At 45.2% G+C, this 12,884-nt stretch carries 12 protein-coding genes; 8 read left to right on the top strand and 4 right to left on the bottom strand.

The features are described 5' to 3' along the window. Positions 1 to 25 precede the first annotated feature (25 nt). On the bottom strand, positions 26 to 1,750 hold the full coding sequence (mptB, locus tag EML15_RS00590; protein ID WP_255455963.1) for a polyprenol phosphomannose-dependent alpha 1,6 mannosyltransferase MptB: 1,725 nt from the start codon (positions 1,748 to 1,750) through the stop codon (positions 26 to 28). 242 nt (positions 1,751 to 1,992) lie between these two features. Here mptB and EML15_RS00585 point away from each other — a divergent pair, with 242 nt between their 5' ends. From EML15_RS00585 to EML15_RS00550, 8 genes are all read left to right on the top strand, one after another. Continuing rightward, positions 1,993 to 2,712 (top strand): metalloregulator ArsR/SmtB family transcription factor, encoded by a 720-nt coding sequence (locus EML15_RS00585; protein WP_144272922.1) that lies wholly within the window; start codon positions 1,993 to 1,995, stop codon positions 2,710 to 2,712. 13 nt (positions 2,713 to 2,725) lie between these two features. Continuing rightward, positions 2,726 to 4,150: a Fe-S cluster assembly protein SufB gene (sufB, locus tag EML15_RS00580; RefSeq protein ID WP_144272921.1), complete on the top strand. Its 1,425-nt coding sequence runs from the start codon at positions 2,726 to 2,728 to the stop codon at positions 4,148 to 4,150. A gap of 5 nt (positions 4,151 to 4,155) precedes the next feature. After that, positions 4,156 to 5,346: a Fe-S cluster assembly protein SufD gene (gene sufD / locus EML15_RS00575; RefSeq protein ID WP_144272920.1), complete on the top strand. Its 1,191-nt coding sequence runs from the start codon at positions 4,156 to 4,158 to the stop codon at positions 5,344 to 5,346. 40 nt (positions 5,347 to 5,386) lie between these two features. After that, positions 5,387 to 6,145 (top strand): Fe-S cluster assembly ATPase SufC, encoded by a 759-nt coding sequence (gene sufC, locus EML15_RS00570; protein WP_144272919.1) that lies wholly within the window; start codon positions 5,387 to 5,389, stop codon positions 6,143 to 6,145. A gap of 130 nt (positions 6,146 to 6,275) precedes the next feature. Beyond that, positions 6,276 to 7,562: a SufS family cysteine desulfurase gene (locus EML15_RS00565; RefSeq protein ID WP_144273424.1), complete on the top strand. Its 1,287-nt coding sequence runs from the start codon at positions 6,276 to 6,278 to the stop codon at positions 7,560 to 7,562. After that, the gene (sufU, locus tag EML15_RS00560; RefSeq protein ID WP_144272918.1) at positions 7,562 to 8,008 is read left to right on the top strand and encodes a Fe-S cluster assembly sulfur transfer protein SufU; all 447 of its coding nucleotides are present in this window, start codon (positions 7,562 to 7,564) and stop codon (positions 8,006 to 8,008) included. The genes EML15_RS00565 and sufU overlap by 1 nt, the downstream gene beginning before the upstream one ends. A 30-nt stretch (positions 8,009 to 8,038) precedes the next feature. Beyond that, positions 8,039 to 8,431, top strand: a complete 393-nt coding sequence (locus tag EML15_RS00555) for a metal-sulfur cluster assembly factor (RefSeq protein WP_144272917.1) — start codon at positions 8,039 to 8,041, stop codon at positions 8,429 to 8,431. A gap of 49 nt (positions 8,432 to 8,480) precedes the next feature. Beyond that, positions 8,481 to 10,112 carry an ABC-F family ATP-binding cassette domain-containing protein gene (locus EML15_RS00550; RefSeq protein WP_144272916.1) on the top strand — a complete coding sequence of 544 codons (1,632 nt, stop codon included), beginning with the start codon at positions 8,481 to 8,483 and terminating at the stop codon, positions 10,110 to 10,112. Between the two features lie 266 nt (positions 10,113 to 10,378). On the opposite strand, the gene EML15_RS00545 is transcribed toward EML15_RS00550, so the two are convergent. The 3 genes from EML15_RS00545 to EML15_RS00535 form a co-directional block, all read right to left on the bottom strand. Beyond that, the gene (locus EML15_RS00545) at positions 10,379 to 11,743 is read right to left on the bottom strand and encodes a PFL family protein (protein WP_144272915.1); all 1,365 of its coding nucleotides are present in this window, start codon (positions 11,741 to 11,743) and stop codon (positions 10,379 to 10,381) included. A gap of 35 nt (positions 11,744 to 11,778) precedes the next feature. Continuing rightward, complete coding sequence (locus EML15_RS00540) at positions 11,779 to 12,048, bottom strand: ACT domain-containing protein (RefSeq protein ID WP_144272914.1); 270 nt, start codon at positions 12,046 to 12,048, stop codon at positions 11,779 to 11,781. A gap of 71 nt (positions 12,049 to 12,119) precedes the next feature. After that, positions 12,120 to 12,878 carry a glutamine amidotransferase gene (locus EML15_RS00535; RefSeq protein ID WP_144272913.1) on the bottom strand — a complete coding sequence of 253 codons (759 nt, stop codon included), beginning with the start codon at positions 12,876 to 12,878 and terminating at the stop codon, positions 12,120 to 12,122. Positions 12,879 to 12,884: the final 6 nt, after the last annotated feature.

Below are 12,884 nucleotides of genomic sequence, written 5' to 3'. Positions count from 1 at the left end.
GATTATGCTCTTGTGCCACGGTGTTCTAGTTTAATCCTAGGGGAGCTGATTTTTTTAATACCCGCCAAAAAATCAACAATAAAATGCTTGAACAAGTAAGTGCCGTTGCATAGATCGAGAATAAAGTACCATCAGGCAAGCCCATACCTCGGGGAAGGACAAAGAAAGAAAGCGGTATGGAGTAAGCGATGACTGCAAGACGGAAAATGTGGCGATTTGCCCAAGCCGCCAATGGAAAAATTGCCCACAAAAGATACCAAGGCTGTACCACAGGGAAAAAGATGACTAATACAAAGGTCGAGATTCCTAGCGCGCCAATTGCTGCGATAGTGCCTTTATAGGTAGCAAAAAGCATACGCAGCATAAAAATACCGGCAATAATTAATCCAAGACTTCTGGTAAGGATGAGAATCATTGCGGTGTGATCACCTAGACCTAACCACATTCCCAGGAAACCAGAAAAAGCTCCGACAGCTGTAGTGATTGAGCGCAATGTAAAAACTTGAGCAGCGCCACCTTGAGTATGCAACCAACCAATTCCTACGCCACTTATACTGCTGACAATTGCGATGGTGATGACCATAAGGACACTTTGGATGATGATTGCCGTAAGGAGAGATAATATATGGCGCACCACTATAAAGGATGTGGTGTTATGTTTTCTCATCTCGGTCCAGCGCAAAAAAAGAGCACGTGCTAGTCCTGTGCCAACAAAGCCTAATCCCATGAATCCGGTGATTTTAATTAACCCAGCGCAACTGATAAGAAAGGCGCTTAAAGCTAATAATGCTGCAATTTTCCCTGCGTAGAAGAGGGAAAAGCGTTGCGGACTTCCGTTGATTTTTTCAATTGCCCGAAGCCCATACTCCATTCCCGCTAAGAGTAGCCCTAATAAAATAGCTTCATTGTGAATTCCTGCGATGAGATGCAAAAAGGTGAGTGGGTTGAGAACTCCCAGCCACATTGCTGCTTGTGGAGCGACTGAACATCGTTGAGCTAAGCGTATCGTCGCCCAGCCTGCTAAAGCTATCCCTAGGATGGAAAAAATACGGTGGAGTAACACTGCCCATACAATCGAATCATGAGTAATGCTGCTGATCAACGCACCAATTCCTAAGGCTAATGAGCCATAAGGAGAAGCAGAATGCGCCCAAACGAAAGGAACGCTGCGTGCAAGGGGATTGTCAGAGCCTAAAAGATCAATTGGGCCTGCTGAGTAGGGGTCTAGACCTGCTCGTACGATGGCGCCATTTGCTATATATGAGTAAATGTCCTGCGTGAACATAGGGGCGCTGCACAGTAATGGCAATGACCAAGCAATAAAGGTACGACGAAGGACGTAGAGATCTACATAAGGGGTCGATGAGCGTTCTGTTTGTTGCTTGAAACTGACTCCGCAAAAAGCAGCAATACCAATCCATGCAACTACTAACAATCCAATTCCAAGGACACAAATGACAGTAGAAGTCTGAAACATTCTGGCAAGGATATTGCCTAGGGGTGCTGTGACATAGGGATTATTAACAACGGGTAGTGCTCCTGCACCTAAGCCGCCTAACCCTAGTAACAGACTTCCACTTGTGCCTAACCATCTAAACAATCCAAAACGTCGAAGTTGCGTGTGGGCTAAGGATTTCTTAGTAGAAAGGGTTTGGTGTTGATGAAGTGAAGCTGATCGTGATCCGGCAGCGCCAATGCGCGGCAGCTCGTGTACAAGCGCTTGTATGAGTCGAAAAGGAGATAGCTTCACAGATAATGAGTGTAGTCAATCATTCTTCCGCACGGAATAACAGAATACCGGAATGGTTGGATGACTATGATGACTATGTAGTCGTAGTCGGTTCACGTTGAAGCGGATGATAAATAGATGATGAATAGAAGATAAGGGCACGATGATAATCCCTTATTTTATTTAGGTAACACTAATGTTGCTAAAAGTGATAAATGGCGTACTCTAGTAGCAGGTCTATTACAAGGAGGTGACATAGCGCCATGAATAATCCTGTTGCACATGCCGATTCTCGTTCCACTGAAGGGGAAACACGCAGGCAGATCATGAAGATCCTGTTGCAACACGGCCCTATTTCTGCTGGTGAATTAGGGAAAATTCTTGGACTATCAGCCACTGGAATACGTAGACACCTTGATAGCCTTGTGGATAATGGAATTGCTGAAGCAACAGATAACCTCACAACTGTACGCAGTGCTCAGTCAGGAAAAAAGCGAGGTCGACCAGCGCGAGTATATCGGCTTACCGATTACGGCAGAAGTAAGTTTGGACATCACTATGACGTTCTTGCTGCGGCTGCCTTATCGTCGTTGAAGCAAATCGGTGGACAACAAGCACTTGATGATTTTGCTTATCGACGCGCAACCGAAATACTTGAAACTGCTGTGTTACCTAATAAAGAAGATGCACAGTATGTCGAGAAAGCAATTGAAGCGATCGTGGCGGCATTTAGCTCTCATGGATATACAGCATCTATTGATAATGCAGGACAGGGAGTGCAGATATGCCAGCATCATTGTCCAGTAGCTCATGTTGCTGCACAATTTCCTGAGTTGTGCCAAGCAGAGCATGAAGCAATTTCCGATATCCTTGGTTATCATGTGCAGCCCTTAGCCTCCATCGCAGATGGAAATGGTATCTGTACTACAAATATCCCTATTAAAGCTATAACTACTGATTTACACTCACCTGTATTTCCCTGAGAAAGGAGCGGTCATGACTCAGACAACACCAACGACTGATGATGAAATTATTGAATCAATTGGTCCATATAATTATGGCTGGCATGACTCCGATGCGGCTGGTGCCTCGGCACGCCGTGGTCTTAATGAAGAAGTTGTGCGTGATATTTCCGCGAAAAAAAATGAGCCGGAATGGATGCTAGAGCAACGTCTTAAAGCATTAAGCATTTTTGATAAAAAACCGCTTCCAACTTGGGGTGCTGATCTTAGCGATATTGATTTCGACAACATCAAATACTTTGTGCGCTCTACTGAAAAGCAGGCTACGTCATGGGAAGATTTACCTGAAGACATTAAAAATACTTATGACAAATTAGGTATTCCCGAGGCAGAAAAACAGCGCCTTGTTGCTGGTGTGGCTGCCCAGTATGAATCAGAGGTTGTCTACCACCAGATTCGTGAAGATTTAGAAAAGCAAGGCGTTATATTCTTAGACACCGATACCGGTTTGCGCGAGCATCCTGAGTTATTCCAAGAATACTTTGGCTCTGTTATTCCCGCAGGCGATAATAAATTCTCCGCCCTGAACACTGCTGTATGGTCAGGTGGATCGTTTATTTATGTTCCTAAGGGTGTGCACGTTGATATTCCTTTGCAGGCCTACTTCCGTATCAACACGGAAAACATGGGACAATTTGAGCGCACGCTCATCATCGTCGATGAGGACGCTTATGTGCACTATGTAGAAGGTTGCACAGCCCCCATTTACAAAACAGATTCCCTCCACTCCGCAGTGGTAGAGATCATCGTGAAAAAGGGTGGCCGTTGCCGTTACACCACTATCCAGAACTGGTCCAATAACGTGTACAACTTGGTGACTAAGCGCACCAAGTGTGAAGAAGGCGCCACGATGGAATGGGTTGATGGAAATATCGGCTCCAAGGTAACCATGAAATACCCTGCCGTATGGATGACAGGTCCGTATGCAAAGGGCGAGGTACTATCTGTTGCCTTCGCCGGTGAGGGGCAGTTCCAGGACACTGGTGCGAAAATGGTTCATATGGCACCGCACACAAGTTCTAACATTGTGTCTAAGTCTGTTGCCCGTGCAGGTGGCCGTGCTGCGTACCGTGGTTTGGTGAGAATCAATGCTAATGCGCATCATTCAACATCAAATGTTGAGTGTGATGCGTTGCTGGTGGATAATATTTCTCGTTCGGATACCTATCCCTACAATGATATTCGTAATGATCACGTATCCTTAGGGCACGAAGCTACAGTATCTCAAGTATCAGAGGAACAGCTTTTCTATCTTATGTCTCGTGGCATTGCAGAAGATGAAGCAATGGCAATGATCGTTCGTGGCTTTGTGGAGCCTATTGCTAAAGAACTTCCTATGGAGTATGCCCTGGAACTTAATCGACTTATCGAATTGCAGATGGAAGGATCAGTGGGATAAGCATCATGACATCATCACTTACTCCACAAAATGCCACAGTGCATAACACAAAGGGCGATCTATTCAGCTCGTTCAAGGTTGAAGATTTCGCTATACCTAGTGGTAAAGACGAAGTATGGCGCTTTGTGCCATTGCGTCGTCTCCGTGGACTTCATAACTCAGAGTTTGCTCCAGCAGTTGCTCCTGATGTGAATATCACCATTCCATCTACAGCACAGGGAGTGAGCACTACTCAACTGGCAATGGATGACAAAAAAGTTGGTGTGACTGGTGCTCCCATTGATCGAGTAGGAGCCCAAGCCTTTAGCGCTGCAGAATGTGCTCACCATATTCGTTTTTCTGCAGATTCTATCAATACTGAACCTGTGGAAATTCGAGTTACCGGTCAAGGAACAGAGGTCACGTCTTTTGCACACATTGTTGTTGAGGTGGAAAAAGGCGCTGAAGCAATTGTTGATTTGCGGTATTCAGGTTCTGGTACTCACGCGGATAACGTCGAGTTTCTCATTGCTGATAATGCAAAACTCAGTGTGATCGTTGATGCTTCCTGGGCAGATGACGCAGTTCATTTATCTGGGCAACAAGCTGTTCTGGGACGTGATGCAACCTTGCGTCATACTGCTGCTGTATTTGGCGGCGATGTCGTCCGCCTTATCCCACGTGTGCGTTTTGATGCACCTGGGGGCGACGCTGAAATGCTTGGTGTTTATTTTGCTGACGACGGTCAATTCTTTGAGCAGCGGCTTTTGGTAGATCATGCGGTACCAAATTGTCGTTCCAATGTGCTCTATAAAGGTGCGTTGCAGGCAGATCCTACTTCGGCGAAGCCAGAAGCACGTACTGCTTGGGTTGGTGATGTGCTTATCCGTTCTGATGCACAAGGAACAGATACCTATGAGGCAAATCGTAATCTAGTGCTCACCGAAGGTGCGCGTGCTGATGCAGTTCCTAATCTAGAAATCGAAACTGGAGAAATAGCAGGGGCTGGTCACGCTGCTACTGTTGGTCGTTTTGACGATGAGCAAGAATTCTACCTCAAATCACGTGGTATTCCTCCTGAAGAAGCTCGTCGTTTGATCGTACGCGGATTCTTTTCAGAGGTCATTGGCCGAATCCCAGTAGATGAAATTCGTGAGGAACTAGAAGATCGCGTAAGTAATGAACTAGAAACATTACGCGCTCGTCAAGAACAATAAAATCCTTATCCATAACTTTTGTAAAACTGAAAGTGTAATAATGAGTACTTTAGAAATTCGTAACCTTCACGCCCAGGTTATTCCGAACGACGAAAATGCAGAGCCGAAACCAATCCTCAAGGGAGTTAATCTCACCATCAATTCTGGTGAAACTCATGCAATAATGGGACCAAATGGTTCTGGAAAATCCACATTGGCATATACTCTTGCCGGTCATCCTCGCTATGAAATCACCGAAGGAGAAGTGCTACTCGACGGCACTAATTTGCTGGATCTCGAAGTGGACGAGCGTGCTCGAGCTGGTCTATTTCTTGCTATGCAGTATCCTACTGAAATCCCTGGTGTGTCTATGGCAAACTTCTTGCGCTCTGCTGCCACTGCGATTCGTGGTGAAGCACCGAAATTACGTGAATGGGTGAAAGAGGTGCGTGGAGCACAAGAACAGTTGTCTATTGCTAAAGAATTTTCTGAACGCAGCGTTAATGAAGGCTTTTCTGGTGGTGAGAAAAAGCGCCATGAGGTTTTGCAACTAGATCTGCTCAAGCCAAAATTTGCTGTTATGGATGAAACCGACTCTGGTCTTGATGTCGATGCATTGCGCATTGTTTCTGAGGGAATAAATCGTTATCAAGAGCAAACTGGTGGCGGTATTCTCATGATTACGCACTATAAGCGAATCTTAAATTATGTGCAGCCTGATTTTGTCCATGTATTTGCTAACGGACAGATTATTACCTCTGGTGGTCCTGAACTCGCTGATGAGCTAGAAGCTCATGGTTATGATCGTTTCCTTGGATAGGAAACCTGCTTTGAGCAAGTAGGCGCACACTGTGCTTTAGTACATCATGGCACTGGCATGCTCTACTGCATGGAGCATGCCACCAAGGTACTTGGGGAATATAACTTCTACTAAAAGAGTTGAGATGAATATGTCAGCTACATTGACTGCTCAGGAACAGCAGCAACAGGCTTGTATAGATGTGCACGCATTAAGACAAGAGTTTCCCATTTTTTCACGGACTGTTCGTGGTGATAACCCTTTGGTCTATCTTGATTCAGGAGCTACTGCACAGCGTCCTGAGCGAGTATGGCGCGCTGAGGAAAATTTTGTCCTGCACACAAATGCACCTGTTCATCGTGGTGCATATCAACTTGCAGAAGAAGCAACAGATGCGTATGAGACTGCCCGTGAGAAAATCGCACGTTTTGTGGGGGCGGATAACCATGAGATTGCCTTCACTAAGAATGCTACAGAGGCATTGAACTTGGTTTCTTATGCGCTGTCTGATGATCGTAGCGGGCAGCTGACCCTTACTGCCGAAGATACTGTGGTGGTTAGTGAGTTAGAGCATCATGCAAATCTTATTCCTTGGCAAGAAGCATGCCGACGCACTGGAGCAACATTGCGTTGGTATAAGCTAACTGATGATGGCCGTATTGACCTTGATTCCCTTGAATTAGATGACAGCGTTAAAGTTGTTGCAGTCACCCATCAATCCAATGTTACTGGTGCAGTTACTGATGTAGCAGAAGTAGTACGCCGTGCTAGGGCAGTCAATGCCCTAGTCGTGTTGGACGCGTGCCAATCTGTGCCGCATATGCCAGTAAATTTTCATCAATTAGATGTTGATTTTGCAGCGTTTTCGGGGCACAAGATGTGTGGTCCTACTGGGGTAGGTGTGTTATATACAAAGGCTGAGCTTGCTCAATTGCTTCCACCATTTTTGACAGGCGGTTCCATGATTGAGGTAGTGACCATGGAGAAAGCTACCTATGCTAGTATTCCACAGCGATTTGAGGCGGGTACTCAAATGACGAGTCAGGTGGTTGGACTTGGTGCTGCAGTGGATTTTCTTAGCGAAATTGGTATGGATAATATCGCTGCCTATGAGCATCAACTCACAAGCTATGCCTTGGAGAAATTGCAGGGCATTGAGCACTTGAAAATCATAGGTCCTGCGGTTTCTGATGCGCGTGGTGGAGCTATCAGCTTTAGCGTCGAGGGTATTCATCCTCATGATCTTGGACAATTGCTTGATGACCAAGGCATATGTATTCGCGTAGGACATCATTGTGCTTGGCCAGTGCATCGTGCTTCTCACATACAGGCTAGTGCGCGGGCATCTTTTTATTTCTATAACACCTTTGCAGAAATCGATCAGCTTGTTGCGGCAATAGAAAAAGCAAAACAATTTTGGGGAATCGAGTCTAAATAGTGAATATTGAATCCATGTATCAAGAAGTGATCCTTGATCATTATAAAAATCCACAGCATTGTGGCTTAAGAGAAGATTTTAATTCTGAAGTACATCACGTTAACCCAACCTGTGGTGATGAGATCACGCTTCGCGTTTTGCTTTCCGACGACAAAGCTACGGTTCAAGATGTTTCTTATGACGCGCAAGGCTGTTCTATTAGCCAAGCATCGACCTCTGTCATGGCAGAAGAAATAATTGGTTTGCCCGTTGCAGAAGCAATGGAAAAATTAGCCGACTTTGAGAAAATGATTACTTCTAAAGGGCAGTACAGTGGTGATGAAGATCTTATCGGAGATGGCATTGCTTTTTCCGGTGTTGCTAAGTACCCAGCGAGGGTGAAATGCGCGCTATTAGGATGGAAAGCATTTCAAGCAGCGACAACTCAATCACTAGAAGAAAAATAACCACACAATAAGCACGCAGTAAGGAAAATAATGATGACTGAGGATAATGCGCACCTAGACAGTGCTGAGCCACTAGAACAAGAAAAACCGCCACAAAGTGAAGCAGATCTTGCAAAAGCAAGTGATGTCGAAGAATATATGCGTGATGTGATTGATCCAGAGCTAGGGATCAATGTTGTTGATTTAGGTTTGGTCTATGATATCTGGATCGAAAATGAGAACGAAGCACATATCAATATGACCCTTACCTCACCAGCTTGTCCATTAACTGATGTTCTAGAAGATCAGGCACAAGACGCGGTTGTTGGTCGTGGCGTGGTAGATAAATTGGTATTGAATTGGGTATGGATGCCGCCTTGGGGGCCACACATGATCACTGAAGAGGGTCGAGAGCAACTACGCGCACTGGGTTTTTCTGTTTAATTTTTAGAAAGGAATGCAGCAGAACATCATTGCTGTACGATGACACATTATGATAGTGACCAATGATCTTGAGGTGCGTGTTGGTGCTCGAACATTGCTCCATGCTCCCGGGCAACATCTTCGAGTGCAAGCAGGGGATCGGATCGGACTAGTTGGTCGCAATGGTGCAGGAAAAACGACAACGATGCGTATTCTTGCTGGTGAAACTCAGCCCTATGGCGGTAGTATTACGCGCTCAGGAGCTATTGGATATTTGCCACAAGATTCTCGTGAAGGAAATCTTCAACAAACAGCAAAACAACGGGTACTTGCTGCTCGTGGGTTGGATAAAATTCGCATCTCGATGGATCGTCAACAAGCTATTATGGAGCAAACCGACGATGTATCGCAGCGTGATAAAGCTATTGCTAAATACTCACGCCTAGAAGAGCAATTTCATCAATTAGGTGGTTATGAAGCTGACGCAGAATGCGCACAAATTTGTGACAACCTTGGATTGCCAGCGCGTATCTTGGAACAAGAATTGCATACTCTTTCTGGTGGACAACGCAGACGAGTAGAATTAGCGCATATTCTTTTTTCTGCAACAGCTGGCGCAGGTAAGTCTGATACGATTCTGCTCCTTGATGAGCCAACAAACCATTTAGACGCTGATTCTATTAATTGGTTGCGAAGTTTCCTCAAAAAGCATGAGGGCGGTTTAATTCTGATTTCGCATGATGTTGAATTGCTTGGTGAAGTATGCAATAAAGTGTGGTTTCTTGATGCAGTGCGCGCTGAAGCAGATATTTACAATATGAGTTTTAGTAAATATAAACAAGCACGTGCAACAGATGAGGCACGTCGACGGCGTGAACGCGCAAATGCAGAGAAGAAAGCAAGTGCATTGCGTAGCCAGGCAGCAAAACTTGGGGCGAAAGCAACAAAGGCTGCTGCTGCGAAACAAATGTTAGCTCGTGCTGAGCGTATGATGACTCAACTAGATGAAGTACGTGTGGCTGATCGCGTTGCACATATTTCTTTTCCTACTCCGGCTCCTTGCGGAAAAACCCCTCTCTACGCCAAGGGCTTAACAAAGATGTATGGTTCTCTTGAAGTCTTTGCCGGTGTTGATTTGGCAATTGATAAGGGATCCAGAGTGGTAGTGCTCGGGTTTAATGGTGCAGGAAAAACCACATTGCTTAAGCTCTTGGCTGGGGTAGAGCGTACTGACGGCGAAGGCGGCATTGTAACGGGCCATGGGCTCAAAATTGGTTATTTTGCGCAGGAACATGACACTATCGATCCAACCAAGACCGTATGGGAAAACACGGTGCATGCGTGTCCTGAAGCAGGAGAACAAGATTTACGTGGTCTATTGGGAGCGTTTATGTTTTCCGGCGAACAATTACAACAGCCAGCTGGCACATTGTCGGGTGGCGAAAAAACCCGATTAGCCCTTGCTGCTCTAGTATCTTCACGAGCAAATGTGTTGTTACTGGATGAGCCAACAAATAACTTAGATCCCATTTCTCGTGAACAAGTCCTCGACGCATTACGTACTTATGAAGGCGCGGTAGTCCTTGTAACACATGATCCTGGTGCAGTAAAAGCATTGGAACCAGAACGGGTTATCGTGTTGCCAGATGGCGATGAAGACCTATGGAATGATGAGTACATGGACATCGTGGAATTAGCTTAAGGAACAGAAAGGCTGAACGTGATTATGGATTTTCTGCACTCTTGGTGGCGTTCTCTATCACGATCCAAGCGTATTTTTTGTGTAGTGTTTGCTGCAGATATATGTACAAAAGCTATTGCTTGGCACTTTTTGTATCATTTACCTGCAACAAAAATTCGTGGTAATAAGCGCACGTGGTGGTTTGTTACCACAGTGGTCAGTGTTGTGGGGCCGCTGAGCTTTTTAAGTACAGCAATAAAATAACACAAGCGTTTGATGGGGAAAGGTTAGTTTCGGAAACCATGAACAGGTGCAGGAATAAAACCTCCACGACGAATAAACTCTGAGTTATCCACGGTAGAAACTGGAATAACCGGGGCATATCCTAGTAATCCACCAAAGTTGATTTCATCCCCAGGTTGAGAACCAGGAACAGGAATAACACGCACCGCTGTGGTTTTATGATTCATTACGCCAATAGCTGCTTCATCAGCAATCATGCCAGCAATAAGTTCAGCAGAAGTATCGCCAGGTATAGCGACCATATCAAGTCCAACTGAGCAGATGGAAGTCATCGCCTCAAGTTTGTCAATGCTGATAGACCCGGCACGTACTGCATCAATCATACCTTTATCTTCAGAAACAGGAATAAAAGATCCAGATAAGCCACCGACACGAGAACATGCCATCATACCGCCTTTTTTCACAGCGTCGTTAAGCAACGCTAATGCAGCAGTGGTGCCGTGGGTACCAACTTGTGCTAGCCCCATATGCTCCATAATATGTGCAACTGAATCTCCTAATTCAGCTGTTGGTGCTAAGGAAAGATCCACGATGCCAAATGGGACATCAAGCCGTTGTGACGCAAGAGTGCCTACTAATTGACCAGCACGGGTAATCTTGAAAGCTGCTTTTTTAATCTCCTCAGCAACCTGGTCAAGACTCGCGTTATCGAGGTTGCCTAAGGCACGATTAACAACACCTGGTCCAGAAACACCGACACTGACGACGCAATCTGGTTCCTCTACACCATGAAACGCACCAGCCATGAAGGGGTTATCACCAACTGCATTGGCAAAAACAACGAGTTTTGCACATGCGATAGCACTGTCATTTTTAGTTAGCTCAGCAGCATCTTTGATAACCTGACCCATCTTAGCAACCGCGTCCATATTGATACCGGCACGCGAAGATGCGATATTTACCGAGGAACACACGATGTCTGTTTCACTTAGCGCCTCAGGTATAGATTCTATGAGTGCGGTATCTCCAGGGGTCATACCTTTTTCGACAAGAGCTGAGTACCCACCAATAAAATTCACACCTACTTCATGTGCTGCGCGGTTAAGGCTTTTTGCAATGTCGACGCAACTCCCACTCACGTTTTGATTGAGCAGTGCAATGGGAGTAACAGCAATGCGTTTATTAACAATAGGGATACCAAGCTCGCGTTCAATTTGCTCACATTGTGCTACTAGATTGTGAGCTTTCGTGACTATTTTGTCATAGACTGCTGCACAGGTGTGCTGCATATCGGTACGGACACAATCAAGTAAGGAGATACCCATTGTGACAGTACGAATATCGAGACGATACTTCTCGATCATGTCAATAGTATCGAGAATATTTTGATTGGAATGCATGATATTCATTGGTGTTTATGCCCTGTAGCTATGATCTAAAAAACTTAGATGGAGTTCATTGCGTCAAAAATTTCTTGAGACTGGATTCTGATAACCAGTCTTTCTTGTTGCTCAACCTTAGCCATTTTTTCTTGGATATCGCTAATATCTGTGGTGGCTTCATCAAAGGAAACGTGCAAAATCATGGTGAAATATCCATCCATGAGGGTTTGGGAGACATTGTTGATATTTACATTTAATTCTGCACATGCAGTAGCAACAGCAGCAATAATTCCTGTGTGATCAGCACCAGTAACAGTCATAATGGCAAACATATGTCTATGGTAGGCTACCCAGGGAAATTTATGCGTATGAACAGCAGTAAACAGATAAGAAAAATACTGATTCATGCTACATCTTGATTGCGTAGTGCAAAGTCTAAAAAGTTTTGTAGCACAGCATGAGAATGAGTAGTAGTAACTGCAGGCAGCGCAGCTACTATGGAGTCATAATCTTCGGGAGAAAAATATCCATAGTCCCAAAAGAAGTCCATGCGCGTTTGCAATGCCTGAGCATCCATTTCAGCATGGAATTGACTTGCCCACACATGATCGCTGTAGCGAATAAGCTGAACAGGGCAGGTTTTTCCTGTCGCTAGTACTGTCAGTTGCGAACTTATGTGCGCGATATTTTCAGTATGACCTGTTAACGCGTGGAAAGTAGTGGGCAAAGTTTTTGTCAGCGGGTCCTTACGACCAGCATCAGTGAGCTCTACTAGAGTAGGACCTGAGGATTCACTAAAGGATTGGTCTACTGTCCCACCCGTGGCGTCGGCAAGCCAGCTAGCACCGAAACAAATGAGAAAAACTGGAATTTTTTCTGGATTATGAATCAGGTGTGTGAGCTCCCGATGGATATGTTGTTGCCATATTCCATAGTGTGTTGTGCTGATATTTAATGAGCTACCACCCACAATAATGCCTTTGTACTGGGTTATATCACCGATGGAGGTATGAATATCTGCAAGTTGCTTGTGATCAAAATAGTCTGAAGGTAATTGGGTGGTTCGGATAATGTCAGCTAATTCAGCTTGTGCGACGTTAGTCTCTAGCTCTGAATCTGAGCGCAACGAGATGACAAGAAAAGGTGCAGATGAAGTAGCCATGAAAAC

Origin of the sequence: Corynebacterium sp. sy017, assembly GCF_017918135.1 — a bacterium.
In the GTDB taxonomy this organism is placed as follows: domain Bacteria; phylum Actinomycetota; class Actinomycetes; order Mycobacteriales; family Mycobacteriaceae; genus Corynebacterium.
This window is presented reverse-complemented; position numbering and strand designations above follow the sequence as displayed.

What these genes read in the sequence shown, in the direction of transcription:
- EML15_RS00540 (WP_144272914.1), bottom strand. Translation starts at nt 12,048, where the DNA reads ATGTTTGCCATTATGACTGTTACTGGTGCTGATCACACAGGAATTATT.
- sufB (WP_144272921.1), top strand. Translation starts at nt 2,726, where the DNA reads ATGACTCAGACAACACCAACGACTGATGATGAAATTATTGAATCAATT.
- EML15_RS00535 (WP_144272913.1), bottom strand. Translation starts at nt 12,878, where the DNA reads ATGGCTACTTCATCTGCACCTTTTCTTGTCATCTCGTTGCGCTCAGAT.
- EML15_RS00550 (WP_144272916.1), top strand. Translation starts at nt 8,481, where the DNA reads ATGATAGTGACCAATGATCTTGAGGTGCGTGTTGGTGCTCGAACATTG.
- EML15_RS00545 (WP_144272915.1), bottom strand. Translation starts at nt 11,743, where the DNA reads ATGAATATCATGCATTCCAATCAAAATATTCTCGATACTATTGACATG.
- EML15_RS00585 (WP_144272922.1), top strand. Translation starts at nt 1,993, where the DNA reads ATGAATAATCCTGTTGCACATGCCGATTCTCGTTCCACTGAAGGGGAA.
- sufD (WP_144272920.1), top strand. Translation starts at nt 4,156, where the DNA reads ATGACATCATCACTTACTCCACAAAATGCCACAGTGCATAACACAAAG.
- EML15_RS00565 (WP_144273424.1), top strand. Translation starts at nt 6,276, where the DNA reads ATGTCAGCTACATTGACTGCTCAGGAACAGCAGCAACAGGCTTGTATA.
- EML15_RS00555 (WP_144272917.1), top strand. Translation starts at nt 8,039, where the DNA reads ATGATGACTGAGGATAATGCGCACCTAGACAGTGCTGAGCCACTAGAA.
- sufC (WP_144272919.1), top strand. Translation starts at nt 5,387, where the DNA reads ATGAGTACTTTAGAAATTCGTAACCTTCACGCCCAGGTTATTCCGAAC.